Source organism: Mesorhizobium sp. M6A.T.Cr.TU.017.01.1.1 (genome assembly GCF_004023115.1).
Lineage (GTDB): Bacteria > Pseudomonadota > Alphaproteobacteria > Rhizobiales > Rhizobiaceae > Mesorhizobium > Mesorhizobium mediterraneum.
Genome location: NZ_RZTA01000012.1, coordinates 63644 through 87339 on the forward strand (window position 1 = coordinate 63644; position 23696 = coordinate 87339).

Annotated in this window: 25 protein-coding genes, 1 tRNA gene and 1 pseudogene; 19 read left to right on the forward strand and 8 right to left on the reverse strand. The window is 62.8% G+C overall.

Translation table 11 applies throughout. The features are described 5' to 3' along the window. Positions 1 to 96 precede the first annotated feature (96 nt). The 5 genes from EOB36_RS06115 (at position 97) to glpK (ending at position 5619) form a co-directional block, all read left to right on the forward strand. Positions 97 to 963 carry a sugar ABC transporter permease gene (locus tag EOB36_RS06115; protein WP_095485285.1) on the forward strand — a complete coding sequence of 289 codons (867 nt, stop codon included), beginning with the start codon at positions 97 to 99 and terminating at the stop codon, positions 961 to 963. Position 964: 1 nt separating this feature from the next. Beyond that, positions 965 to 1885: a carbohydrate ABC transporter permease gene (locus tag EOB36_RS06120; protein WP_185928244.1), complete on the forward strand. Its 921-nt coding sequence runs from the start codon at positions 965 to 967 to the stop codon at positions 1883 to 1885. A 67-nt stretch (positions 1886 to 1952) separates the two neighbouring features. Then, a complete protein-coding gene (locus EOB36_RS06125) occupies positions 1953 to 2234 on the forward strand; it encodes a DUF2160 domain-containing protein (RefSeq protein ID WP_164547197.1) in 282 nt (93 codons plus the stop codon). 77 nt (positions 2235 to 2311) lie between these two features. Beyond that, entirely contained in the window at positions 2312 to 4036 is a 1725-nt protein-coding gene (locus EOB36_RS06130; protein WP_095485283.1) for an ABC transporter substrate-binding protein, read from the forward strand. A gap of 89 nt (positions 4037 to 4125) precedes the next feature. Next, positions 4126 to 5619 (forward strand): glycerol kinase GlpK, encoded by a 1494-nt coding sequence (gene glpK / locus EOB36_RS06135; RefSeq protein ID WP_095485565.1) that lies wholly within the window; start codon positions 4126 to 4128, stop codon positions 5617 to 5619. Positions 5620 to 5708: 89 nt separating this feature from the next. Here glpK and EOB36_RS06140 read toward each other — a convergent pair whose 3' ends face one another. Next, positions 5709 to 6185: a BA14K family protein gene (locus EOB36_RS06140; protein ID WP_095485564.1), complete on the reverse strand. Its 477-nt coding sequence runs from the start codon at positions 6183 to 6185 to the stop codon at positions 5709 to 5711. Between the two features lie 296 nt (positions 6186 to 6481). Between EOB36_RS06140 and EOB36_RS06145 the strand changes: the two genes are divergently transcribed. Further along, a tRNA-Lys gene (locus EOB36_RS06145) sits at positions 6482 to 6557 on the forward strand. A gap of 129 nt (positions 6558 to 6686) precedes the next feature. On the opposite strand, the gene dprA is transcribed toward EOB36_RS06145, so the two are convergent. The 4 genes from dprA to EOB36_RS06165 form a co-directional block, all read right to left on the reverse strand. Beyond that, positions 6687 to 7823 carry a DNA-processing protein DprA gene (gene dprA / locus EOB36_RS06150; protein ID WP_128284524.1) on the reverse strand — a complete coding sequence of 379 codons (1137 nt, stop codon included), beginning with the start codon at positions 7821 to 7823 and terminating at the stop codon, positions 6687 to 6689. Beyond that, on the reverse strand, positions 7820 to 8407 hold the full coding sequence (gene plsY, locus EOB36_RS06155; RefSeq protein ID WP_095485281.1) for a glycerol-3-phosphate 1-O-acyltransferase PlsY: 588 nt from the start codon (positions 8405 to 8407) through the stop codon (positions 7820 to 7822). Before plsY ends, dprA begins: the two co-directional genes overlap by 4 nt. A gap of 173 nt (positions 8408 to 8580) precedes the next feature. Continuing rightward, entirely contained in the window at positions 8581 to 9867 is a 1287-nt protein-coding gene (locus EOB36_RS06160; RefSeq protein ID WP_095485280.1) for a dihydroorotase, read from the reverse strand. After that, the gene (locus EOB36_RS06165) at positions 9867 to 10826 is read right to left on the reverse strand and encodes an aspartate carbamoyltransferase catalytic subunit (RefSeq protein WP_095485279.1); all 960 of its coding nucleotides are present in this window, start codon (positions 10824 to 10826) and stop codon (positions 9867 to 9869) included. The genes EOB36_RS06160 and EOB36_RS06165 overlap by 1 nt, the downstream gene beginning before the upstream one ends. A 177-nt stretch (positions 10827 to 11003) precedes the next feature. On the opposite strand from EOB36_RS06165, the gene EOB36_RS06170 reads away from it, so the two are divergent. From EOB36_RS06170 to EOB36_RS06180, 3 genes are all read left to right on the forward strand, one after another. Then, positions 11004 to 12632 (forward strand): DNA alkylation response protein, encoded by a 1629-nt coding sequence (locus EOB36_RS06170; protein ID WP_095485563.1) that lies wholly within the window; start codon positions 11004 to 11006, stop codon positions 12630 to 12632. Positions 12633 to 12760: 128 nt separating this feature from the next. Beyond that, positions 12761 to 13339: a hypothetical protein gene (locus EOB36_RS06175; protein ID WP_095485278.1), complete on the forward strand. Its 579-nt coding sequence runs from the start codon at positions 12761 to 12763 to the stop codon at positions 13337 to 13339. Beyond that, complete coding sequence (locus tag EOB36_RS06180; protein WP_077384057.1) at positions 13339 to 13650, forward strand: DUF6105 family protein; 312 nt, start codon at positions 13339 to 13341, stop codon at positions 13648 to 13650. The genes EOB36_RS06175 and EOB36_RS06180 overlap by 1 nt, the downstream gene beginning before the upstream one ends. On the opposite strand, the gene ruvX is transcribed toward EOB36_RS06180, so the two are convergent. After that, positions 13617 to 14102, reverse strand: coding sequence for a Holliday junction resolvase RuvX (gene ruvX, locus EOB36_RS06185; RefSeq protein ID WP_095485277.1), 486 nt, complete (start codon positions 14100 to 14102; stop codon positions 13617 to 13619). The genes EOB36_RS06180 and ruvX overlap by 34 nt on opposite strands. Before the next feature lie 100 nt (positions 14103 to 14202). Here ruvX and EOB36_RS06190 point away from each other — a divergent pair. The 6 genes and pseudogenes from EOB36_RS06190 (at position 14203) to EOB36_RS06215 (ending at position 18791) form a co-directional block, all read left to right on the forward strand. Next, a pseudogene (locus tag EOB36_RS06190) lies at positions 14203 to 14909 on the forward strand (metal-dependent hydrolase). 39 nt (positions 14910 to 14948) lie between these two features. Then, the gene (locus EOB36_RS06195; protein ID WP_127291660.1) at positions 14949 to 15362 is read left to right on the forward strand and encodes a hypothetical protein; all 414 of its coding nucleotides are present in this window, start codon (positions 14949 to 14951) and stop codon (positions 15360 to 15362) included. Positions 15363 to 15454: 92 nt separating this feature from the next. Further along, complete coding sequence (gene gatC, locus EOB36_RS06200; protein WP_095793007.1) at positions 15455 to 15742, forward strand: Asp-tRNA(Asn)/Glu-tRNA(Gln) amidotransferase subunit GatC; 288 nt, start codon at positions 15455 to 15457, stop codon at positions 15740 to 15742. Positions 15743 to 15749: 7 nt separating this feature from the next. Beyond that, on the forward strand, positions 15750 to 16208 hold the full coding sequence (locus EOB36_RS06205; protein ID WP_128284525.1) for a GNAT family N-acetyltransferase: 459 nt from the start codon (positions 15750 to 15752) through the stop codon (positions 16206 to 16208). Next, complete coding sequence (locus EOB36_RS06210; protein ID WP_127205641.1) at positions 16208 to 17773, forward strand: amidase family protein; 1566 nt, start codon at positions 16208 to 16210, stop codon at positions 17771 to 17773. Before EOB36_RS06205 ends, EOB36_RS06210 begins: the two co-directional genes overlap by 1 nt. Positions 17774 to 17987: 214 nt before the next feature. Then, entirely contained in the window at positions 17988 to 18791 is an 804-nt protein-coding gene (locus EOB36_RS06215; RefSeq protein ID WP_127205640.1) for a YdcF family protein, read from the forward strand. Here EOB36_RS06215 and EOB36_RS06220 read toward each other — a convergent pair. Next, complete coding sequence (locus EOB36_RS06220) at positions 18728 to 19483, reverse strand: DUF599 domain-containing protein (RefSeq protein WP_127205639.1); 756 nt, start codon at positions 19481 to 19483, stop codon at positions 18728 to 18730. The two genes, EOB36_RS06215 and EOB36_RS06220, sit on opposite strands and share 64 nt — an antisense overlap. 160 nt (positions 19484 to 19643) lie before the next feature. Between EOB36_RS06220 and EOB36_RS06225 the strand changes: the two genes are divergently transcribed. From EOB36_RS06225 to EOB36_RS06240, 4 genes are all read left to right on the forward strand, one after another. After that, positions 19644 to 21047 (forward strand): L-serine ammonia-lyase, encoded by a 1404-nt coding sequence (locus tag EOB36_RS06225; RefSeq protein WP_095485562.1) that lies wholly within the window; start codon positions 19644 to 19646, stop codon positions 21045 to 21047. Positions 21048 to 21131: 84 nt separating this feature from the next. Next, on the forward strand, positions 21132 to 21569 hold the full coding sequence (locus tag EOB36_RS06230) for a DUF1489 family protein (protein WP_095485269.1): 438 nt from the start codon (positions 21132 to 21134) through the stop codon (positions 21567 to 21569). A gap of 88 nt (positions 21570 to 21657) precedes the next feature. Further along, complete coding sequence (locus EOB36_RS06235; protein ID WP_095485268.1) at positions 21658 to 22389, forward strand: hypothetical protein; 732 nt, start codon at positions 21658 to 21660, stop codon at positions 22387 to 22389. Continuing rightward, positions 22386 to 23087, forward strand: coding sequence for a DnaJ domain-containing protein (locus tag EOB36_RS06240; protein WP_206437517.1), 702 nt, complete (start codon positions 22386 to 22388; stop codon positions 23085 to 23087). Before EOB36_RS06235 ends, EOB36_RS06240 begins: the two co-directional genes overlap by 4 nt. Before the next feature lie 46 nt (positions 23088 to 23133). Here the strand turns inward: EOB36_RS06240 and EOB36_RS06245 are convergent. After that, a partial coding sequence (locus tag EOB36_RS06245) for an SPOR domain-containing protein (protein ID WP_164897461.1) occupies positions 23134 to 23696 on the reverse strand: 563 nt, incomplete at its 5' end.

Sequence of the window (23696 nt, forward strand, 5' to 3'; positions counted from 1 at the left end):
GAATGAGTACATCCCCGCCGATCCGAAGATCGCTTTCGACCCGGCCGGCATCAACATCTATGCCGATTCCTGGCGCGTCGAGATGGGAGGCTGAGCATGGAAAGGACCTGGAACAACAAGGCCTGGTTCATGGTGCTGCCGGTGCTCTTGCTGGTGGCTTTCTCGGCGATCATCCCGCTGATGACGGTCGTGAATTATTCGGTGCAGGACACTTTCGGCAACAACGTCTTCTTCTGGGCGGGCTCGGAATGGTTCGAGGAAATCCTGCATTCCGACCGTTTTTGGGAAGCGATGGCCCGCAACCTGGCCTTCTCGGCCATCATCCTGATCATCGAGATTCCGCTCGGCATCTTCATTGCGCTCAACATGCCGAAGAAGGGCTGGGGCGTTCCGGTCTGCCTGGTGCTGATGGCGCTGCCGCTGCTCATTCCTTGGAACGTCGTCGGCACGATCTGGCAAGTGTTCGGCCGCGTCGATATCGGCCTGCTCGGATATACGCTGCGGGCGCTCGGCTTCAACTACAACTATGTCAACGACCCGTTCGACGCCTGGATCACCGTTATCGTCATGGACGTCTGGCACTGGACGAGCCTCGTGGTCTTGCTCTGCTACGCGGGATTGGTCTCGATCCCCGACGCCTATTACCAGGCGGCGAAGATCGACGGTGCGTCGCGCTGGGCGATCTTCCGCTATATCCAGCTGCCTAAGATGAACCGCGTGCTGCTGATCGCGGTTCTGCTGCGCTTCATGGATAGTTTCATGATCTACACCGAGCCGTTCGTCGTCACCGGCGGCGGGCCCGGCAACACCACCACTTTCCTGTCGATCGATCTGGTGAAGCTGGCCATCGGAGAGTTCAACCTCGGTGAGGCAGCGGCCATGTCGATCGTCTATTTCTTGATCATCATGCTCCTGTCCTGGGTGTTCTACACCGTCATGACAGCCTACGACGCGGAGCAGTGAGATGGCGCGACTCGAGGAAAGCACGGCCGACGGACGAACGCTGATGCGGCAAACCCCCGCTAGCGCGGAAGCGCAGATAGCGAACGCCACGCTGGCCCGCAAGATGCGGCGACGGGGCGAGGAGTCGCGGTTCTGGTGGCTGGTGCCGACCATCTACATCATCTTCCTGATGCTGCCGATCTACTGGCTGGTCAATATGAGCTTCAAGACCAACCAGGAGATACTCGGCGCCTTCTCGCTGTGGCCGAGGAACCCGACGATCGCCAATTACATGGTGATCTTTACCGACCCGTCCTGGTACAAGGGTTACATCAACTCGATCATCTATGTGGTTATGAACACGGTGATTTCCGTCGCCGTGGCGCTTCCGGCAGCCTATGCCTTCTCGCGCTACCGCTTCCTTGGCGACAAGCACCTGTTTTTCTGGCTCCTGACCAACCGCATGGCGCCACCGGCGGTGTTCGCGCTGCCGTTCTTCCAGCTTTATTCGGCATTTGGCCTGATCGACACGCATATCGCGGTGGCGCTGGCGCACTGCCTATTCAACGTCCCGCTGGCGGTCTGGATTCTCGAAGGCTTCATGTCGGGCGTGCCGAAGGAAATCGACGAGACCGCCTATATTGACGGCTATTCCTTCCCGCGTTTCTTCCTCAGGATATTCATGCCGCTGATCGCGAGCGGTGTAGGCGTGGCCTGCTTCTTCTGCTTCATGTTCTCGTGGGTCGAGCTGCTGATCGCACGAACGTTGACCACGACCGCCGCCAAGCCGATCGCCGCGATCATGACGCGCACGGTCTCGGCCTCGGGCCTCGACTGGGGCGTTCTGGCCGCCGCCGGCGTGCTCACCATCCTTCCAGGCGCGCTCGTGATCTGGTTCGTCCGCAACTACATCGCCAAAGGCTTTGCCCTGGGGAGGGTGTGATGAAACGAACGCAAGAGTTCATACGCAACACCATCGCCAAAGGCTTTGCCTTGGGGAGGGTATGACCATGAACCTTACCTGGATGGCATGGACGCTACCGACGGCGATCTTTTTCATCACGATCCTGGTGCTGCTCTGCGGCATGGCGATCTGGGAATACGCCTCGCCGGGCGGCAATCCGCGGGTTGGCGTGCTGCGGTTCGAGACGACGCGCGGCGACCGTCTCTTCCTATCGCTGCTTGGCAGCGCCTTTATCCATCTCGCTTGGCTGGGTCTTGTCGGACCCAACCTGTGGTGGGCTCTCGCTCTCTCCGTGGTCTACGCCATTGGCGTGTTCCGCTACGTATAGAGGGGGAAACTGTTGGAGCGGCCGCGTGCCGGCGGCTGCTCCGATCGCACTTGAAACTGAAACAGTGGAGGAAACACATGAGACGGCAATTTTTGACATCAACGACAGCGCTTGTCCTATTGCTCGGGGCAGGCAATGCCTATGCCGGGATGGACGAAGCCAAGGCGTTTCTCGACGCCGAGATCAAGGACATGTCGACGCTCGATCGCGCTGCCCAGGAAGCCGAGATGCAATGGTTCATCGATGCTGCAAAACCCTTTGCGGGCATGGACATCAAGGTCGTCTCGGAAACCATCACGACGCACGAGTATGAATCGAAGACGCTGGCCAAGGCGTTCGCCGACATTACGGGCATCAAGATCACCCATGATCTGATCGGCGAAGGCGATGTCGTCGAGAAGCTGCAAACGCAGATGCAGTCGGGCGAAAACGTCTACGACGCCTATGTCAACGACTCCGACCTGATCGGCACCCATTGGCGCTACCAGCAGGCGCGCAGCCTGACCGACTGGATGGCGAACGAGGGCAAGGACGTCACCAACCCGAACCTCGACCTCGCAGACTTCATCGGCACCAAGTTCACGACGGCTCCGGACGGCGATCTTTATCAGCTGCCCGACCAGCAGTTCGCGAACCTCTACTGGTTCCGCTACGACTGGTTCAACGACGAGAAGAACAAGGCGGACTTCAAAGCGAAGTACGGCTACGACCTCGGCGTGCCGGTCAACTGGTCAGCCTATGAGGATATCGCCGAATTCTTCACCGGCCGCGAGATCGACGGCAAGAAGGTCTACGGCCACATGGACTACGGCAAGAAGGACCCTTCGCTCGGCTGGCGCTTCACCGATGCCTGGCTTTCGATGGCCGGCAATGGCGACAAGGGACTGCCGAACGGTCTTCCGGTCGACGAATGGGGCATCAAGGTCGACGAGAAGTCGCGGCCTGTCGGCTCCTGCGTGGCTCGGGGCGGCGACACCAACGGTCCGGCGTCGGTCTACGCCATCCAGAAATATCTCGACTGGATGAAGGCCTACGCTCCGGCCGCGGCCCAGGGCATGACCTTCTCGGAATCCGGACCGGTACCGGCGCAGGGCGAAATTGCCCAGCAGATGTTCATGTACACGGCCTTCACCGCCGACATGGTGAAGGACGGCCTTCCCGTCGTGAACGAGGACGGTACGCCGAAATGGCGCTTCGCTCCGTCGCCGCACGGCGTCTACTGGAAGGACGGCATGAAGCTCGGCTACCAGGACGTGGGTTCCTGGACGCTTCTCAAGTCGACGCCTGACGATCGCGCCAAGGCAGCCTGGCTCTACGCGCAGTTCGTCACCTCGAAGACAGTCGACGTGAAGAAAAGCCACGTTGGCCTGACGCTGATCCGCGAGAGCACGATCCAGCACAAGAGCTTCACGGACCGCGCCCCGAAGCTCGGCGGCCTGATCGAGTTCTACCGCTCGCCGGCCCGCGTCCAGTGGTCGCCGACGGGTACGAACGTTCCTGACTATCCGAAGCTGGCACAGCTCTGGTGGCAGGCGATCGGCGATGCTTCGTCGGGTGCCAAAACCCCGCAGGAGGCGATGGACTCGCTCTGCGCCGAGCAGGAAAAGGTGCTTGAGCGCCTTGAGCGCGCCGGCGTGCAGGGCGACATCGGACCGAAACTCGCCGAGGAAAAGACCCTCGAAGAGTGGAACGCCGATGCCGTCGCCAAGGGCAATCTCGCGCCGCAGCTGAAGATCGAGCCGGAGAAGGATAAGGCGCAGACCATCAACTACGACGAGCTGGTCAAGAGCTGGAGCAACTGAGCATCGATCCGGGCGTTCGCGCCCGCATCGCGACAATCGGGGGAGGCGGCATCTTGCCGTCTCCCCTGTTTGCGCCGAGGGGAATGGAAATGAACAGCTTTATCCTTGCAATCGACCAGGGAACGACATCGAGCCGGGCGATCCTGTTCGACCGTGAGATGAAGATGGTGGGCAGCGGGCAGAAGGAATTCACCCAGCATTATCCGGCCTCCGGCTGGGTCGAGCATGATCCCGAGGAGATCTGGTCGAGCGTCGTGGCGACGGTGAAGGCTGCGCTGAAGAGCGCCGGCCGCCATGCGTCGGATGTCGCGGCGATCGGCATCACCAACCAGCGCGAGACCGTCGTCATCTGGGACAGGGCGACCGGCAAGCCGATCCACAACGCGATTGTCTGGCAGGATCGCCGCACCGCGCCGCTGTGCCAGAAATTGAAGAAGCAGGGGCTGGAGAAGAAGTTCACCAGAAAGACCGGCTTGCTGCTCGATCCCTACTTCTCCGGCACCAAGATCGCCTGGATGCTGGACAAGGTGAAGGGTGCCAGAAAACGTGCCGAGAAGGGCGAATTGCTGGCCGGCACGATCGACAGCTTTCTGATCTGGCGGCTGACCGGCGGCAAGGTTCACGCCACCGACGCCACCAATGCCTCGCGCACGCTGGTCTACAACATCGAAAAGAATACCTGGGACGACGAGCTTCTGGCGATTCTCGGCATACCGGCAAAAATGCTGCCGCAGGTGAAGGATTGCGCTGACGACTATGGAATCACAGAGGAAAGCCTGTTCGGCGCAGAGATAAAAATCCTCGGCGTGGCTGGCGATCAGCACGCAGCGGCCATCGGCCAGGCCTGTTTCGAGCCGGGCATGATGAAATCCACCTATGGCACGGGGTGCTTCGCGCTGCTCAACACCGGAAGCGATCTGGTGCGCTCGAAGAACCGGTTGTTGACGACCATTGCCTACAGGCTGAACGGAAAGACCACTTATGCTCTGGAAGGGTCGATCTTCATCGCCGGTGCAGCCGTGCAGTGGCTGCGCGACGGCATCAAGGTGATCGGCAAGGCGGAGCAGAGCGGCATGCTGGCGGCGGGCGCCGACCCGACGCAGGAAGTCTATCTGGTGCCGGCTTTTGTCGGCCTTGGCGCGCCGCACTGGGATGCCGAAGCGCGCGGCGCCATCTTCGGGCTGACCCGCAATTCGGGCCCGGCGGAATTTGCCCGCGCCGCACTGGAATCTGTGGCTTTCCAGACCCGCGACCTGCTCGACGCGATGCGCAAGGACTGGAAGGGCGCGTCAGTAAAGACCGTTCTCAGGGTCGATGGTGGCATGGTGGCCTCGGACTGGACCATGCAGCGGCTTGCCGACATCCTCGATGCGCCGGTAGACCGCCCGACGATCCTGGAGACGACGGCGCTCGGCGCGGCATGGCTGGCCGGCTCTAAGGCGGGCGTCTGGCCGAAGGCGAGAGACTTCGCCAAGAGCTGGGCGCTCGAGCGGCGGTTCAAGCCGGAGATGAATGCGTCCGCCCGTTCCGCCAAGCTGGCGGGCTGGCGCGATGCTGTGCGCAGGACGCTGAGCGTGCAATAAGTTCTTCGAGCAAGATGTCACCACGGAAGCCCGCGCCGTTGCCGGCGCAGGCTCTTCAATAACTCTTACTCAGCTCCGCCCGAGCTTTATCAATAGGGCGAGATGCACTGCCGGCGCGGGCCATAGTAAGGCTGGTACGTGTTGTCATATGCCCGGTAAGATCTGTAGCGGCTGTAGCACCACTCCACGTGCGAATCGCCTCGATAGACGCGGCGGTTCTGGTTGACGATCGCACCGGTGATCAGCGCGCCGGTCGCAAAGGCAGCCAACGGGAACCAGAAGTCGCCGTGACGGCGATAGCCGCGACGATAATAGCGATAACCGCGATGGCCGCGCCAATACCTGCCGTCGTCACGCGCGAAACCACGACGAAAATCGCGGCGGGAAAAATCGCGATCGCGGTTGAAACTACGCCTCCACCGCCTGTGGTCGACAGTCTGGACATCCGACGAAACGTTCTGACCAAGCGGCACGTAGGTGGGCTGGGCGTTGACGGGCACGATCTCCGCTACAGCGAATGACGCTGACAACGCGGTCGCCAGCAGGCCCGACATGATCCTGTTCATGATCTTCTCCTTGAAAGCGTCGTCCCTTGTAGCGACAAAAACGGGCAGGCTGCGCAATTGTTCCGTCAAAGTAGCAAGCTGCTGATCTGTAACGTTCTCTCTCCTGCTCGGCCTCGACGAAAAGCCGGTATTGGGCTTGTCTGTCAAAGGCCGTTCCGCCCTTTGCTGACGCGATGTGCGAGGCGCTGCAAGTGCGTGGAAAAGCCCGACTTGCGCGCCCTCTTTTTCCGGTTGACCGGTCGAGGCACTCTCCCTATGTTCCGCGCAATTTCGAGGGCGGCATTCTGAGCCCGCGGGAGCGCGTAGCTCAGCCGGTAGAGCAACTGACTTTTAATCAGTAGGTCCAGGGTTCGAATCCCTGCGCGCTCACCATTGTTTCGTGCGAGAAATCAGTAAGTTAGCGCTTTAGCGTCTGGAACAGCGCCGGAACGTGCGAGAAAATGCGAGGCCATGCGAGAACATTTTCTCGCAATCACGCGATGCTTCCGGCTACCGACCCTGCTAAATATCCACAAAAACCAGCGACACGTTCCCGCCGGCGTGGCGCTCCAGGCGGCCGGCGAGGTCGAGTTCCAGCAGCACCATGAAAACCTGAGCGGGATGCAGGCCGGTGTGGCGGATGATCTCGTCGATCGCTACGGGCGTCGGGCCGAGGGCTTCGACGACGCGGGCGCGGTCGTCCTCGCCGGGCGGTGGCGTTGCCGAAAAGTCGGGCGGCTCGCCAAGTGGAGCCGTCCTTGGTGCCAGTGCGCCGACCAGCGGCGCGATCGCACTGGTAACGTCCGATGCCTCGGTGACCAGGGTGGCGCCGTCCTTGAGCAAGGCGTTGGTGCCGGCGGCGCGCGGATCGAGCGGCGAGCCGGGGACGGCAAAGACCAGCCGGCCCATCTCGCCGGCAAGCCTGGCGCTGATCAGCGAGCCGGAGCGGTGCGCCGCCTCGACCACGACCAGCCCCAATGCTGCGCCGGCGACAAGGCGGTTGCGGCGCGGAAAATCCTGGGCGCGTGGCCGCCAGCCGAACGGCATCTCCGAAATGATGGCGCCGCCGCGCTCGGCAATCTCGTTGCATAGTCCGGCATTCTCAGGCGGGTAGGGCAGGTCGAGGCCGCCGGCCAGCACACCGATCGTGCCTGACGCAAGGCTGCCTTGATGTGCTGCCGTGTCGATGCCGCGCGCCAGGCCGGAGACGATGCCGTAGCCGTCGCGGCCGAGTTCGGCGGCGAGCGTTCGCGCCATCTTGATGCCGGCCAGCGAAGCGTTGCGGGCGCCGACGATGGCGATTGCCGGCAGCCGGAACACCGCGCCTTCGCCCTTGACCGCGAGCAGCGGCGGCGGATGGTCCATGCTTTTCATCAGCGGCGGATAGTCGGCCTCGCCAATCCCGATGAAGCGGGCGCCGGCCCGGCGGGCTGCTTCCAGCTCCGCCTCGGCCTCGGCAATCGACGGGATGCGGACGATCTTTCTGGCGCCGCCCGAAATCATCAGCTCGGGCAGCATCTCGAGCGCCGTCTCGGCCGAGCCGAAGCGGTTGATCAGGTCGCGAAAGGTGGCCGGGCCGACATTCGGCGTGCGGATCAAACGAAGCCAGCTCAACCGCTGCCTGTCGCTGAGCCGCGGCCCGGCGGCGCGCTGGCTCACTCTTTGGTCCCGATCTTGCCCTCGGTGCCGGCCAGCAGCCGCGCGATATTGGCCCGGTGTTTTATGATGACGATCAGGCTCATCAGCGCGAACAGCCCGGCAATCTCAGGCGTGCTGAGGACATAGAGCGCGATCGGCACGACGACTGCTGCCGTCAGCGCCGCCAGCGAGGAGAAACGGAATAGGAAAGCAACGGCCAGCCAGACGACGGCGAAGATCAGCGCCACCTGCCAGGCAAGGGCGATCAGCACGCCGAGATAGGTGGCGACACCCTTGCCGCCCTTGAAGCCGAGCCAGACCGGAAAGAGATGGCCGAGAAAGGCGCCAAGGCCGGCCCAAGGCCCGAGCTCCGGTGCAAAGTGACCGGCGATCAGCACAGCCGCCGTGCCTTTCAGCGCGTCGAGCAACAGCGTGGCGGCGGCCAGGCCCTTGTTGCCGGTGCGCAGCACATTGGTAGCGCCGATATTGCCGGAGCCGATGTTGCGGACGTCGCCAAGGCCGGCGGCGCGGGTGATCAGAAGCCCGAAAGGGATCGAGCCAAGCAGATAGCCGAACACCAGCGCCAAGACGATGTCGTAAGCCATTGTTCCCCCTGAACTCCAACTGCCGGCTTTAGGGAGTGTCGAGATTCAGGTCAGGCCGAGTCGAGAATGGTGGTTTCCGAGAACCGGAACGCAGCGTACTTTTGGGTACGTGAGTACCGGAAGCGCAGAAAACCGCCGTTCGCAGGCCGGCATCACCTGAATATCGACACTCCCTAGGCTGAAAACACTGTGCGGCCCGCCACCATTGTTTGCAAGACCTTGCCCTGCAGCCGCGCGCCTTCGAAACAGGTGTTTTTCGAGCGTGAACGGATTCCGCTTTCGCTGACGATCCACGGTTCGTCGAGATCGATCAGCGCAAGATCGGCGACAGTGCCCGGCTTCAGCGTGCCGCCGGGCAGGCCGAACAGCCTTGCCGGCGCGGTGGACAAGGTCTCAATCAATCTAAGTAGTGTCACGTCGCCATTGTGATAGAGCCGCAGCGCCGCGCCCAGCAGCGTTTCGAGCCCGATGGCGCCGGCCGCGGCATCGGCAAAGGGCAGGCGCTTGGTATCGACGTCCTGCGGGTCATGCGAGGAGACGATGAGGTCGATCGTGCCGTCCTTGACCGCCTCGATCATCGCCAGCCGGTCTTCCTCGGCGCGCAGCGGCGGCGTCAGCCGGAAGAAGGTGCGGTATTCGCCGACATCGTTCTCGTTGAGCGACAGGTTGTGGATTGAGACGCCTGATGTGACATTCGCGCCGTCGGCTTTCGCCCGCGTTACCGCGTTTGCCGCCATCGCCGTCGAAATCTTGGCCGCGTGATAGGCGCCGCCGGTCAGCCGCGCCAACGCCAGATCGCGCTCCAGCGGAATGGACTCGGCCTCGCGCGGGATGCCGGCAAGGCCGAGCCAGCTGGCATAGAGGCCTTCATTCATGACGCCGGACGAAGCGAGGTCGGCGTCTTGGGTTTCATGGGCGATCACGCCGCCGAAATCGCGCGCGTAAGTCAGCGCGCGGCGCATCACCAGCGCGCTTGATATGGTGTGCCGTCCGTCGGTGAAGGCGACCGCGCCGGCCTCGCGCAGCAGGCCGAATTCGGTCATCTCGCGGCCTTCGAGGCCCTTGGTGATCGCCGCAGCCGGAAAAATGTTGACGATGGCCGTGTCCTTGGCGGTACGCAGCACGAATTCGACCAGCGCGACATTGTCGATCACTGGGTCGGTGTCGGGCATCATGACGATGGAAGTGACGCCGCCGGCGGCCGCAGCGACGCTGGCCGAGGCGATGGTTTCGCGGTGCTCGCCGCCGGGCTCGCCGATGAAGACGCACGCATCGATCAGGCCGGGGATAACAGCCTTGCCGGCGCAGTCGATGACCGTAGCGTCTTGCGGAGCGCCCTGGTTCAAGGCGGCCTTGCCGGCAGCGACGATCTTGCGGCCTTCGACAATGACCGTGCCGACCTCATCGATGCCGCGCGATGGGTCGACGATGCGGGCCTGGCTGAAGACCGTCGTGCTCATCATGCAACCTCGCGATTGCGGCGAGGATCGAGCAGCGCTTCCATCACCGCCATGCGCACGGCAACGCCCATCTCCACCTGTTCCTGGATGACGCTCTGCGGACCGTCGGCGATTTCCGAGGCGATCTCGACGCCGCGGTTCATGGGGCCGGGATGCATGACCAGAGCGCCGTCCTTGGCCGCCTTCAGCTTCTCGGCATCGAGGCCGAAATAGCGGAAATATTCCCGCACCGAAGGCACGAAGGCGCCTTCCATCCGCTCGCGCTGCAGGCGCAGCATCATCACCACATCCGCGTCCTTGAGCCCTTCGGCCATCGAACGAGTGACGATCACGCCCATTTTCTCGATGCCGGCGGGCAGAAGCGTCGACGGCGCCACGACGCGGACCTGGGCGCCGAGCGCGTTGAGCAGCATGATGTTGGAGCGCGCCACGCGCGAATGCAGGATATCGCCGCAGATCGCCACGATCAGCTTCGACAGCGGACCCCTGGCGCGGCGGATGGTCAGCGCGTCGAGCAGCGCCTGCGTCGGATGCTCATGGGCGCCGTCGCCGGCATTGATCACCGAGCAGCCGACCTTTTGCGCCAGCAGCGCCGCAGCCCCGGCCGACTGGTGGCGGATGATCAGTATGTCTGGGCGCATGGCATTCAGCGTCATCGCCGTGTCGATCAGCGTCTCGCCCTTCTTCACCGAAGAACTGGCCACCGACATGTTCATGACGTCGGCGCCGAGCCGTTTTCCCGCCAGCTCGAACGATGATTGCGTGCGGGTCGACGCTTCGTAGAAAAGGTTGATCTGGGTGCGGCCGCGCAGCGTCGAGGTCTTCTTCTCCGACTGCCGCGAGATCGCGACCGCTCGGTCCGCCCGGTCCAGCAAAAGCTCGATGTCGGCGGGGGAAAGATCGCGGATGCCCAGAAGATGGCGGTGGGGATAGAGTGGCAGGGACGAAGCGTCGGTCATCTCAAGGCGCTGCTATAGGGTGGAGGACCTTTGGCTGCAAGCACCAGCTTTGGATTGCGGCCTTTCTCCCCGGTATTTTCGTCGCGCGCGTTGCGCGGCTTGGGCTATATCTAGCTGATGGCTTCGGATTCGTGGCCTTGTGATGATAAGGCCTTTCTGCCGATAGAAGGATTGGGCGTGACCGACGACGTGACGAACCAGCCGCCGCCGCTGGCAGGCGGCAACGCCTGGCGGGGCGATCCGTTGCTGATCCAGCTTGCCGAGCGTTTTTCCGATCCGGTGCGCAAGGATCTCGATGGGCTCGGCCGTTTCGTGCTGACGCAGGAGGCGCAGGAGCTGGCCCGCCTCGCCAATGTCGAGACGCCGAAGCTCAGAACCCATGACCGGCAGGGCCGGCGCATCGACCTGGTCGAGTTCCATCCAGCCTATCATGCGCTGATGCGCCGGTCGGTGGCGAACGGGCTGCATTCGTCGGTATGGGAAAATGGCGACGCCGAGATCGGCCGCCGTCATCAGGTGCGCGCCGCCCGTTTCTACCTGACGGCCGAGCTCGAAACCGGGCATCTCTGTCCCATCACCATGACCAGCGCATCGCTGGCAGCGCTGATGGCAAGCCCGAAGCTGTTTCGCGAATGGGCGCCGCGCGTGACGACACGCAAATACGACCAGAGCCAGAAGCCGCCGGTCGAAAAGGCCGGGCTGACGCTCGGCATGGGCATGACCGAGAAGCAAGGCGGCACCGACGTCCGCGCCAACGTCACCCGGGCCGAGCGCGCCGGCAGCGGCTTCTATCGGCTGACCGGCCACAAATGGTTCATGTCGGCGCCGATGTCGGATGCATTCCTGGTACTTGGACAGGCGCCGGAAGGGCTTTCGTGCTTCCTCGTTCCTCGTATTCTCGGCGATGGTTCGGGCAACGGCTTCCGCTTCCAGCGGCTGAAGGACAAGCTCGGCAACCGCTCCAACGCCTCGTCGGAAGTGGAGTTCGTCAACGCCATCGGCGAGATGATCGGCGAGCCCGGGGCGGGTGTGAAGACGATCATGGACATGGTGACGCTGACCCGGCTCGACTGCGCGATCGCCTCGTCGGCGATCATGCGTGCCGGGCTGGCCGAGGCCGTCCACCACGCCCGTCACCGCCAGGTGTTTGGGACCAATCTGATCGAGCAGCCGCTGATGCAGCGCGTGCTGGCCGACATGGCGCTCGACGTTGCTGCCGCCACCGCACTGTCGTTCCGGCTGGCGCGCTCCTTCGACGAGGCGGCCGGCGACCGTGGCGAGGCGGCCTTCGCGCGCGCCATGACGCCGGTCGTCAAATACTGGGTTTGCAAGATCGCGCCGCCGCTGCTCTATGAAGCGATGGAGTGCCTCGGCGGCAACGGCTATGTCGAGGAGGGGCCGCTCGCCCGCTACTATCGCGAAGCTCCGGTCAACGCGATCTGGGAGGGGTCCGGCAACGTCATGGCGCTCGACGTGCTGCGCGTGCTGGGGCGTGCGCCCGGCCTGTTCGAGGAGGTGCTGGCCGGCATCGACCGCGATCTCGGCGCCGGCGGACGCGGCACCGTCGGTGTGCTCAAGGCGGCAATGCAGGTCGCGGCAACCGATGAGGGCTCGGCTCGTCTGCTCACCGAACAACTGGCACTGTCGGCGGCAGCGGCGGAGCTTCGCAGGCTGGGGGCAGGGCGGATCGCCGACGCCTTCGTCGAGACGCGCCTCGCCGGCCAGTGGCGCAACACCTATGGCATGCTCGATTCGCGCCATGACGCGCGCATGATCATCGACACGCTCTATCCGCCGGTCACCTGAGAAGGCTTCGGGGACGGATTTTCCTCGTCGATCGCCGCTCTGTGGAAAGCCGTTAACCTTAACAAATGGTTTCCATTGCGGTCGCAAGCCGCAAAGCCCACTGTCCTGTTTACTGAAGCAGGAACGCCATGCGGCACATATTGAGCTCCTTTCTGGCCTTGCACTGGGCGGTCGTTTTCGCCCTGCTGGCGTTCATCTGCATCGACGGAAATCGCGGTGTTGCTGCAGCGCTTGGCGTGCTCGGCGTTGCCGTCCAGGACACCCGCTTCGTCGACCTCGAAAATGCCATCGTGGTGGCGCCGCTTGCCGTGGCGCTGCTTGTCGTCGCGGTGCTGTTCTGCTGGGCTTTTGTCGAGTCTCTATTCAGCGTCCCGACAAATCCGGACGCCACCGACAGCGTTGTGCGGGTCGCCTTCATCTCCGCTTCCGGCGTGCTGTCGCTGATCGTGGTCGGCGGCGCCGCGCAAGGCATCAACGGGCTGTTCATGGTCGTCGCGGTGCAGCTGGCGGCATTGCTGGCTTCCTATGTCGCCATGCTCGCAGAGCGGCGGTCGGCTTTTGCCGCAGCGGATCCGGGCACCGGCGAAATCCGTGCCGCAGCGCATGTGATGGCGAAGGCGGCGGCGCACAACTCGGCGCTTTCGCGCATTTCCGGCCGGCCGGACACAAACTTGAGGCCGGACACGAACTTGAGGGATGGCCGCTGATGCGCACCTTGTTCGCGCTATGGGCGGCACCGCTCGCTCTGTTCTGGGGCTGGTTCTTCCTGTCGCTCAACGACATCAATTTCGGCTATGTCATGCTGAGCCGCCAATTGCATGACCTGGTTTTCCAGCTCTATGGGGAAATGCTTGGCATTGATCCGGCGCTCATTCCTGGCATGGTGGCAAAGGCCTGCATCCTCGACAGTCTGCTGCTGATGGCGTTTTGGGCGTTTCGCCGCCGCCGGGTGATCGGTGGCTGGATCAGGATAATGCGCGACCGTTATTTCGACCAGGCATCGACGCCGAGCGCCTGAAGCCGGTCGAGAACGCCCTGCAGGATAAACGCTGCCGCGGCCGAATCGATCTTGCCGGCGCGTTTGCGGCGCGAAAAATCCATCTCGATCAATGTCCGCTCAGCCGCCACCGTCGACAGTCGCTCGTCCCATAAAACGAAGGGCAGGTCCGTCATACCAGCCATGTTGCGGGCGAAGGCGCGGGATTTCTGGGCACGCGGACCTTCTGACCCGTCCATGTTGATCGGCAGGCCGAGCACCACGGCGCCGACATTCTCTTTCTGCAGCAAGGCGAGCAGCACAGCTGCATCCAGCGAGAATTTCCTGCGCATGATGACGGGGCGCGGATGGGCGAAGGCAAAGCCCCGGTCGGAAACCGCCACGCCAATGGTCTTGTCGCCGAGGTCGAGCCCGGCCAGCGTCTTGCCGCCGCTGAGCCGCGCCGGCAACTCTTCGATGGTGATGATGCTCAACGGCTTTCCTTGGATTACACGTCGCAAAGGACGCTGTGGGACTTTAATTTTAGTGCCGGCGTTCTATCCTTTGCCGAAGCAAAAATCGAGGAAAGCATTCATGAAACTGACCTGGTACGGACATTCCGCATTTTGCGTCGAAACCGCCGACGCGAAAATCCTCATCGATCCCTATCTGGTCGGCAATCCGTCATGGACGGGCGGCTGGGAAGGACCGGCGGAAGGGGTCACGCATGTCCTTTTGACCCACGGCCATAGCGACCACATCAGCGGTGCGCTGGAAGTGCTTGGGAAAAGCGGCGCCATGCTGGTCGCCAATTTCGAGCTTTGCATGTATCTGGTCGGCCAGGGCGCCAGCGACAAGAAGATCAATCCCGGCAATATCGGCGGCACCGTGGATTGCGGCGGTTTCACCACCACCTTCGTCCAGGCGCTCATTCATCGTCGTTTCCACGCGACAATGGCCAGAACACCTACCTCGGCAATCCGGGCGGGCTCGTTCTGCATTTCCCGGAAGACAAGACGCTCTATCACATGGGCGACACCGACATCTTTTCGGACATGGCGCTGATCAACGAGTTGCACGAGCCGAAGATCGGGATCGTGCCGGTCGGTGACCGCTTCACCATGGGTGGCGCGGTAGCAGCCCTTGCCTGCCGGCGCTTCTTTCAGTTCGAGACTGTCATCCCCAGTCACTTCGGCACGTTCCCGATCATCGATCAGACTGCCGAAAAGTTCGTGGCGGGGATGGATGGATCGGACGTGAAAGTGGCATTGCCGAAGATCGGCGAGACGATTAGCTTGTAGGAAGACGCTAGGTATAAGGCGTCAAAATGGAGTGAAAACATGGTTTTGAGGGGCTTTCTTTTCATTTCTGTTTCTGTGGCTTCCCCGGCGTCCGCCGCGGAGGACTTCATCGAAGGCGTCTATCTCCAGTCCGAGGATCTTTGTGCGCAGGCCAGGAAGGACACACTGCAGTCGCTGATCGACGCTGGCAACATTGTGCTCTCGGCGCGTGGCCTGCAAAGCGTCGAATACGATTGCGAGTTCCTTCAGATCACCAAGGCGACGCTCTCGCCGAGCTGGGCGGTGACAGCCATATGCCAGGAGCCCGGCCACGTCTTTCCGGACGTTCTCTCCGTAACGCAAATGAACGCGAAGCAGGTCGATCTGGTTTCGGTCCGGCCTGCGGAAGACGAAAGCGAAGGGGGCAGCAACAGCGGCAGCTATTTCCTCTGCGACGGCGTGGCCCTGCCATAGACCTATGGGCCCGGTTCTCGGCACGATGCATGTTGCGCGGCACGCGCCGCGCCGCTATAGCGCGGACTGGTTTTCCCGAGGCACAAACAAATATGTCCGTTGATCTTCAGACTGTGAAGCGCGTCGCGCGTCTCGCCCGCATTGCGGTGAGCGAGGAGGATGCCGAGCGCATGACCGGTGAGTTGAATGCCATTCTGGGCTTTGTCGAGCAGCTGAACGAGGTCGACGTTTCCGGCGTCGAGCCAATGACTTCGGTCACCCCGATGGAGATGAAGAAGCGCCAGGACGTCGTCACCGACGGCAGCAAGGCGGCCGACATCGTCGCCAACGCGCCGGCGACCGAAGAGAATTTCTTCCTCGTTCCGAAGGTCGTGGAGTAGCGGGCCGATGGCAATCGAGATCGCCATCAAGACGCCGCTGCAGGACGATGTGCGCGGGCTGGTTAAGGAGCTCAACGCCACGCTGCTGGAATTGACGCCGCCGGAGCACTGCTACCACATGACCGTCGAACAGATGGCCGACAACGACACGACTGTCTTCATCGCCCGTGACAACGGCCTTGCCATCGGCTGCGGCGCGCTCAAGCGCCACGATGGCACCATCGGCGAGGTCAAGCGCATGTACACGCGGCCGTCGCATCGTGGACAGAAGATCGGCGCCAGGATCGTCGAGCGGGTCGAGGCGTTGGCGCGCAATGAAGGGCTGAAGCGTCTGGTGCTGGAAACGGGCGACCGCCATCCGGCTGCGTGGACCGTTTATGAACGCGCCGGATTCTCGCGCTGCGGCCCGGTGCTGGACTATCCCGATACCGAGTGGTCGGTGTTTTACGAAAAGAGCCTTGCCTGATGAGCGACCTGACGCAACTCACGATTTCGCAGGCCCGCGCCAAGCTGCGCGCCAAGGAAATCACCGCAACCGAGATCACCGAAGCCTATCTCCAGGCGATCGAGCGGGCCAATCCGGCGCTCAACGCCTATGTCGTCGTCACCGACGACAAGGCGCGCGACATGGCCAGGGCCTCGGACGCCAAGCTGGCGAAGGGCGAGGGCGGGTCGCTCGAAGGCATTCCGCTCGGGATCAAGGACCTGTTCGGCACCGAAGGCATTCACACCCAGGCCTGCAGCCATGTGCTGGATGGGTTCAAGCCGCACTACGAATCGACCGTCACCGCCAATCTGTGGGCCGACGGCGCCGTGATGCTCGGCAAGCTCAACATGGACGAGTTCGCCATGGGCTCGTCCAACGAGACCTCCTATTACGGCCCCGTGGTCAATCCGTGGCGGCGTTCGCGGCTCGATACGGTGGTGATGCCGACCACGCATCAGGGCGATGGCGGTTTCGTCTCGGCCGGCGGCACCAGGACCGCGCGCACGCTGGACAACGCCCAGCTGGTGCCGGGCGGTTCGTCAGGCGGCTCGGCCTCGGCTGTCTCCGCGTTTCTATGTGCCGGCGCCACGGCCACCGACACCGGCGGCTCGATCCGCCAGCCCGCCGCCTTCACCGGCACGGTCGGCATCAAGCCGACCTACGGCCGCTGCTCGCGCTGGGGCATCGTCGCCTTCGCTTCGTCGCTCGACCAGGCCGGACCGATCGCCCGCGATGTGCGTGATGCCGCGATCCTCTTGAAATCCATGGCCTCGGTCGATCCGAAGGACACCACCTCGGTCGACCGGCCGGTGCCGGATTACGAGGCGGCGATCGGCAAGCCGATCAAGGGCATGAAGATCGGCATCCCCAGGGAATACCGCGTCGACGGCATGCCCGAGGAGATCGAGGCGCTGTGGCAGAAGGGTATTGCCTGGCTGAAAGATGCCGGCGCCGAGATCGTCGACATTTCGCTCCCGCATACGAAATATGCGCTGCCGGCCTATTACATCGTTGCGCCTGCCGAAGCCTCGTCGAACCTCGCCCGCTATGACGGCGTCCGCTACGGGTTGCGGGTGCCGGGCAAGGACATCGTCGACATGTACGAGAGGACCCGCGCCGCCGGCTTCGGCCGCGAGGTCAAGCGCCGCATCATGATCGGCACTTATGTGCTCTCCGCCGGCTACTACGATGCCTACTATCTGCAGGCGCAGAAGGTGCGGAACCTCATCAAGCGGGATTTCGAAAATGCATTCGCGGCGGGCGTCGACGTCATCCTGACGCCGGCGACGCCGTCGGCGGCTTTTGGCATCGCCGACGAGGACATGGCCGCCGACCCAGTCAAAATGTACCTCAATGACATCTTTACGGTGACGGTGAACATGGCCGGACTGCCGGGTATCGCCGTGCCCGCAGGGCTTGACGCCAAGGGCCTGCCGCTCGGCCTGCAGCTCATCGGCCGGCCCTTCGATGAGGAAACCTTGTTCCAGACCGCCCACGTCATCGAACAGGCGGCGGGTACGTTCCAGCCGGAAAAGTGGTGGTAGTGTCGTCCCTTAGGCATCGCATTTGAATGATGCGGGGCGCTTTGGTCCTGGTTTATGCATGTTGTTACTCTAAAAGCGCCACGTGCTTATGGAGCGGTATGCATTAGAGCGACGTGCGTCCACTTGGACGCACAAAGTACGCTCTAGCACGTTGAATCTGCGCATCGTGCTTTCCGAGAATCGATTCCGATTTGGGCCGATGTGGGGGTGAGGGATGTTCTTCTATCTTTCCAAATTGCTCTGGTTCTTTGTCCAGCCGTTGAATTTTGCAATCTTCCTGTTGCTGGCGGGGCTGGTGGCGGCGATGTTCGGACGGCGGCGATGGGCGACCGCCGGCACCGTCCTTGCCGTTCTCATTCTTGCGCTTTCGACATGGACGGAGCTCGGCGCAATAATGATCAGTCCGCTGGAAGATCGCTTCCCCAAGCCGCCGCTGCCGGAAAAGGTTGATGGTATCATTGTGCTGGGCGGCGGTCTGGAGAGCCCCATCAATGCCGTGCGTGGCGGCTATGAAATCAATGGCGCTGGCGACCGGATCGTCGAGGCGGCCGTACTGGCACGGCGTTTTCCGACTGCGAAAATCGTCATCTCCGGCGGCACCGTTGAGATGATGACCGCAGGTGAGGGCGATGCGGACACAGGCCCGCGCCTGCTCACTGCGCTTGGCGTGACGGCCGATCGGCTGGTCCTAGAGAACAAATCCCGCAACACCTACGAGAACGCAATCTTCACCAGGGAATTGGTGACGGCGAAACCGGGCGAGACCTGGCTGCTGGTGACCTCGGCCTTCCACATGCCGCGGGCCACGGCGCTGTTCGACAAAGCAGGTTTTCCGACCGTTGCGTGGCCGGTCGACTACATGACCTCCGGTAAGGAAAACATAGCCACGCTTCCCCCTTACAACGGGTTGGAGGTCACCACCACGGCGGTCCGTGAATGGATAGGGCTCGTCACCTATTGGCTGTCGGGCCGCATCGATCGGCTTTTCCCCGGACCTGGTGTCGGCTCGGGCGGCTGACCGATCACGGCTTGCCGCGCCGCTGAGAAGAACTGGCGACGTACCAGAACCGCCAGCAACAACAGCGTCGACAGCACGAACACACTTGGATCGACGAACCAGCCGAGATAGCCGATCGAGAAGAACACACCGCGCATGCCGGAATTGAAGTGTTTTCCGGCCAGCATGTTCATGCGCGCCGCCCGCCATACCGCCGTCTCGCTGATCGGGTTGCGTGAGGCTTCGCCATGCGGGATCGGCACCGCGCCGATCAGAATCGAGCAGTAGTTGAACAGCCGGTAGGCCCAGCCGAACTTGAAGAAGGAATAGGCCAGGATCAGCACCAATCCGAACACCTTCATCTGAAAGGCGGAGCGGGATGATGTCGCGCCGAGCGGCAGGTTGCTCAGCACCGAAACAACCTGATCGGAGGCACCGAGCAGGGCGAAACAGCCGCCGATCGCAATCAGCGAGCTGGAGGCGAAAAAGGCGGTTCCCTGTTGAAGACCTGCCATGATGGCGGTGTCGACAATGCGAATCTCGCGTTCGGCCATGGTCCGCATCCAGGCTTCACGCTGCACGTTCATCGCCGTCGTCAGCGACATGCGGCTGACCAGCTTTCCGTCGGAGGCGAGCGTATGCAGCACCCATACGAAAAGGAAGAAGGCCAGCGCCACGAGGTCTGCCGTCGACAAATGGAAGGAATCGCCCATGCGACCTTTTACCACAAGCGGTGGTGCCGCTTCGATGGCGGAGCGCAACGATGTCGCTGCCGGAGCAAACAAGGTCGGAAGGTGCAGCGCCGCGATCTTCGAAAGAGCGGAAACATCACAGGAATTCCTATATGTAAATTCCAATAGGAGAGAGCGGCGCGTGTTCCTTTCGGTTTTCGACCTGTTCAAGATCGGTATTGGACCATCGAGTTCGCACACGATGGGACCGATGACGGCTGCGCGGCGTTTCCTCGACGAGATCGCGGGAGATGACTGGCCGCGCCCGGCCGGCGCCCGGGTCGACCGCATCGCCGCCAGCCTGCACGGCTCGCTCGCCTATACCGGCATCGGCCATGGTTCCGACCGTGCCGTTGTGCTCGGCCTTGCCGGCCAGACGCCCCAGACGGTGGACCCCGATCAGGCGGATGGAATCGTCGCCAGCATCGCTGCCGAGAAGCGGATTTCACCGCCCGGCCATCCCTCCTACCGCTTCGACCCGGCAACGGATCTGGTGCTGGATCGCAAGACGCCGCTTTCCGGCCATGCCAACGGCATGGCTTTCTCCGCCTATGATGCCGACGACCGGCTGCTGCTCAAGCGTATCTATTATTCGATCGGCGGCGGCTTCGTGGTTTCGGAGGAGGAGCTGCAGCGTATGAAGGCGAAGGGCTCGGTGACGACGGAAGGCAAGAAGGTTCCATACCCCTTCAAGAATGCCGTCGAGATGCTGTCGATGGCTGCGAAAAGCGGCCTTTCCATCGCCGACATGAAGCGCGTCAACGAAGAGACGCAGATGTCGCGCGAGGAGCTCGACGCCGGTCTTGACGGCATCTGGAGCGCCATGAAGAGCTGCATCGAACGCGGCCTGTCGCAGGACGGCATCATGCCGGGCGGACTGAAGGTGCGCCGACGCGCGCGGCAATTGCATGACAAGCTGCAAGAGCAGTGGCGGCAGAACCGGCCCAACCCGCTGCTCGCGAATGACTGGCTGTCGATCTATGCCATGGCGGTGAACGAGGAGAACGCCGCCGGCGGGCGCGTCGTCACCGCGCCGACCAATGGTGCTGCAGGCACGCTGCCCGCGGTGCTGCGCTACTGGCTGCATTTCCATCCCGAGGCCGACCAACCAAGTATCCGCGATTTCCTGCTGACCGCGGCGGCGATCGGCGGCATCATCAAGACCAACGCTTCGATCTCAGGCGCCGAAGTCGGCTGCCAGGGCGAGGTCGGTTCGGCCTCGGCGATGGCGGCGGCGGGGCTGTGCGCCGTCATGGGCGGCACGCCGGAGCAGGTCGAGAACGCCGCCGAGATCGCGCTCGAACATCATCTCGGCATGACCTGCGATCCGGTTGGCGGACTGGTGCAGGTGCCTTGCATCGAGCGCAATGCGCTCGGTGCCGTCAAGGCGGTGACTGCCGCGTCGCTGGCCATCAAGGGCGACGGCGTTCATTTCGTGCCGCTTGATGCCGCGATCGAGACCATGCGCCAGACCGGCCTCGACATGAACGAGAAATACAAGGAAACCAGCCTCGGCGGACTGGCCGTCAATATCGTGGAGTGCTGAGCCAACCTTGCACCGTGGATTGGCACTGTGGAGAAAGTCGACCAGGCCGTTGACGCCTTCGCGCGCAGGACTAAACCTTAATCCATGTCTCTCAATATCATAAAGCTCTGTGTCGGCTGCGACAGCGTCGAAGATCTCGAAGAGTGGATCGCCTTCCGCCTCGACGAACGGCGGCGCGCCGGCGAGCCGGCCGAGCATTACCACACCACACGCATGATGCCGACGCGCGGCGCCGAGGTCACCGATGGCGGTTCCCTCTACTGGGTGATCAAGGGCAATGTGCAGTGCCGCCAGTTGATCACCGAAATCCGCCCTTTCACCGATGATGACGGCATTGGCCGCTGTCACCTGATGCTCGATCCTGTGGTCGTGCGCACCGACTGGCAGCCGCGCCGGGCCTTTCAAGGCTGGCGCTACCTGAAACCGTCGGACGCACCGGCCGATCTCGGTAAGGGCAAAGCGGGGCTGGTCGAGATGCCGCCGAAACTCAGGCGCGAGCTTGCCGATCTCGGCCTTCTCTAGGAAGGCCCAAATTCAAAGCTGCCGCTGGCCCTCCAGGTCGCCTCATCTGGGCTTGCAAGCTGTGCGACAACGCCACATCTTGAATGTCATGAGCGACAAGAAGCAGCCCGTGCCCGCCAAGGCCAATCCTGCGCCGGTCGAGCCCCAATCGAGCACCGGCGAGATCGACGCCTTTATCCGTCAGGCAAAAACGCTCGCAGCATCCGCGACCGGTTCTGGCAGGCTCATTCTGTCACTCGACGCGACGATGAGCCGTCAGCCGACCTGGGATCTCGCCTGTGCGCTGCAGGGCGAGATGTTCGACGCGGTCGGCAAGGCCGGAGCGCTCAAGGTTCAACTGGTCTATTTTCGGGGCCTTGGCGAGTGCCGCTCATCCGCATTCGTCAGCGATACGGAGGCGCTGAAACAGTTGATGACGAGGATCGATTGCCGCAGCGGACACACCCAGATCGGCAAGGTCCTCGCCCATACGCTGAAACAGACTGCTGCGGCCAAGGTCAACGCGTTGGTCTATATCGGCGATGCGATGGAAGAAAATATAGACGATCTGGCGGAAAAGGCCGGCAGCCTGGGCCTGCACGGCGTTCCTGTCTTCGTCTTTCAGGAGGGCCATGATTCCGGCGCAGAAAAGGCGTTCAAGGAAATTGCGCGGCTGTCCAAAGGAGCTTGGTTCCGATTTGATCGACGGGCTGGCGCAACCTTGGCCAGCCTGCTCTCGGCGGTCGCCGTGTTTGCGACCGGCGGGCTGAAGGCACTGGAGGCCAGGGGCAGGGCGGAAGACCGGCTGATGATCGAGCATCTGCGGGGCGGCAGGAAATGATGGGCGCGATTATCGCATTCGTGGCGTTGCTTTTGGTGCTGCTCGGCGTGGTCACGGTCTTTCTCCGCGCCGACCCTGCCAAACTCGCCAGCGGAATGAGGACGCTTGGGCCCGTCCTGTTGGCGCTGATCGGCGTCGCCGTGCTCCTGGTCGGACGCGAAGGCATCGGCGGCTTGATCCTGTCGGCGGCGCTCGCCTGGTATGGCTCCATGCGGATGAAGCGGCCGACGGCGAAACTGGAGCCGGGCAAGCATTCGACGGTGCGTACCGCGGCACTTGAGATGGAGCTTGATCACGATACCGGCAGTCTGGAGGGGCTGGTGCTTGCCGGCCGGCATGAAGGCAAGATGCTCGGCACCATGAGCCTTGCGGAATTGCAGCAGCTTTATCGCGAACTCCCCGGCGACCCGGAGAGCCGCCAGCTGCTAGAGACGTATCTTGACGGCAGATTTCCCATCTGGCGCAAAGACGCTGAGGCGAATGGTGGCGAAGGGCTGGGTGTTTCGCCAGGTTCGGGCGCCATGACTAAGGAGGAGGCCTACAAGATCCTTGGTCTTGAAGCGGGGGCCGCCGCGGCGGATGTCCGCAAGGCGCACCGCCGCCTGATGCAGCGCCTGCACCCCGATATCGGCGGCACGTCTTTTCTGGCGGCGCGGATCAATGAAGCCAAGGACGTCTTGCTCTCCAATCACAACTAGTTCTCCTTCGACGCAGAATTTTTCCGGGAGATGTTTTCGACGTCGTCTACTGCTGGACGGCGTAGCACTCGATTTTCTTTTTCTTCAGGGCGTTGCAGGCTTTCCAGGCGGCAGTCTTCGAACCAAAGCCGAACCGGGCGCGGTAGTAGGTGACGCCGTCCTTTTCGAAGGCGACGGTGAAACCTGTGGCATCGGCGAGGATCGAAGGCGCCTGCTTGCTAGTCTCGTCCAGGAGAGCCTGAGCTTCGGACTGTTTTGGCGAAGAGGCGACCTGGACTGCCCAGCCGGACGGCACCGATGCCGTGTTGACGGGGTCGACCGCCGCGGGTTCGGCGTAGGCTGCTGCGACCCGTGCGGTCGCCACATCGTCCGCCGTGGCCACGGCCACTGTCTTGACCTTCCTGGTCTCAACGACGGGGGTGGTTTCTTCGACGACCGGCTCGCTTTCCTCAACAAGGGAGGCAATGACGTCGTCGTCCGGCCTGCTGTCCGGCGTCGGCGCATCGCGCTTGGGCAGGAACACTTTTGCCAGCGCGGTGATCGGATTGCCGCCGCCTGCCTTGGCGATCAGCATGCCGCTGCCGCGCGACGACGCCTTCGGCATGTAGG

Excerpts from the sequence above, each read along its gene's own strand:
- EOB36_RS06115 (WP_095485285.1), top strand. The coding sequence starts at position 97 with ATGGAAAGGACCTGGAACAACAAGGCCTGGTTCATGGTGCTGCCGGTG.
- EOB36_RS06120 (WP_185928244.1), top strand. The coding sequence starts at position 965 with ATGGCGCGACTCGAGGAAAGCACGGCCGACGGACGAACGCTGATGCGG.
- EOB36_RS06125 (WP_164547197.1), top strand. The coding sequence starts at position 1,953 with ATGAACCTTACCTGGATGGCATGGACGCTACCGACGGCGATCTTTTTC.
- EOB36_RS06130 (WP_095485283.1), top strand. The coding sequence starts at position 2,312 with ATGAGACGGCAATTTTTGACATCAACGACAGCGCTTGTCCTATTGCTC.
- glpK (WP_095485565.1), top strand. The coding sequence starts at position 4,126 with ATGAACAGCTTTATCCTTGCAATCGACCAGGGAACGACATCGAGCCGG.
- EOB36_RS06140 (WP_095485564.1), bottom strand. The coding sequence starts at position 6,185 with ATGAACAGGATCATGTCGGGCCTGCTGGCGACCGCGTTGTCAGCGTCA.
- plsY (WP_095485281.1), bottom strand. The coding sequence starts at position 8,407 with ATGGCTTACGACATCGTCTTGGCGCTGGTGTTCGGCTATCTGCTTGGC.
- EOB36_RS06160 (WP_095485280.1), bottom strand. The coding sequence starts at position 9,867 with ATGAGCACGACGGTCTTCAGCCAGGCCCGCATCGTCGACCCATCGCGC.
- EOB36_RS06165 (WP_095485279.1), bottom strand. The coding sequence starts at position 10,826 with ATGACCGACGCTTCGTCCCTGCCACTCTATCCCCACCGCCATCTTCTG.
- EOB36_RS06175 (WP_095485278.1), top strand. The coding sequence starts at position 12,761 with ATGCGGCACATATTGAGCTCCTTTCTGGCCTTGCACTGGGCGGTCGTT.
- EOB36_RS06180 (WP_077384057.1), top strand. The coding sequence starts at position 13,339 with ATGCGCACCTTGTTCGCGCTATGGGCGGCACCGCTCGCTCTGTTCTGG.
- EOB36_RS06195 (WP_127291660.1), top strand. The coding sequence starts at position 14,949 with ATGGTTTTGAGGGGCTTTCTTTTCATTTCTGTTTCTGTGGCTTCCCCG.
- gatC (WP_095793007.1), top strand. The coding sequence starts at position 15,455 with ATGTCCGTTGATCTTCAGACTGTGAAGCGCGTCGCGCGTCTCGCCCGC.
- EOB36_RS06205 (WP_128284525.1), top strand. The coding sequence starts at position 15,750 with ATGGCAATCGAGATCGCCATCAAGACGCCGCTGCAGGACGATGTGCGC.
- EOB36_RS06210 (WP_127205641.1), top strand. The coding sequence starts at position 16,208 with ATGAGCGACCTGACGCAACTCACGATTTCGCAGGCCCGCGCCAAGCTG.
- EOB36_RS06215 (WP_127205640.1), top strand. The coding sequence starts at position 17,988 with ATGTTCTTCTATCTTTCCAAATTGCTCTGGTTCTTTGTCCAGCCGTTG.
- EOB36_RS06220 (WP_127205639.1), bottom strand. The coding sequence starts at position 19,483 with ATGGGCGATTCCTTCCATTTGTCGACGGCAGACCTCGTGGCGCTGGCC.
- EOB36_RS06230 (WP_095485269.1), top strand. The coding sequence starts at position 21,132 with ATGTCTCTCAATATCATAAAGCTCTGTGTCGGCTGCGACAGCGTCGAA.
- EOB36_RS06235 (WP_095485268.1), top strand. The coding sequence starts at position 21,658 with ATGAGCGACAAGAAGCAGCCCGTGCCCGCCAAGGCCAATCCTGCGCCG.
- EOB36_RS06240 (WP_206437517.1), top strand. The coding sequence starts at position 22,386 with ATGATGGGCGCGATTATCGCATTCGTGGCGTTGCTTTTGGTGCTGCTC.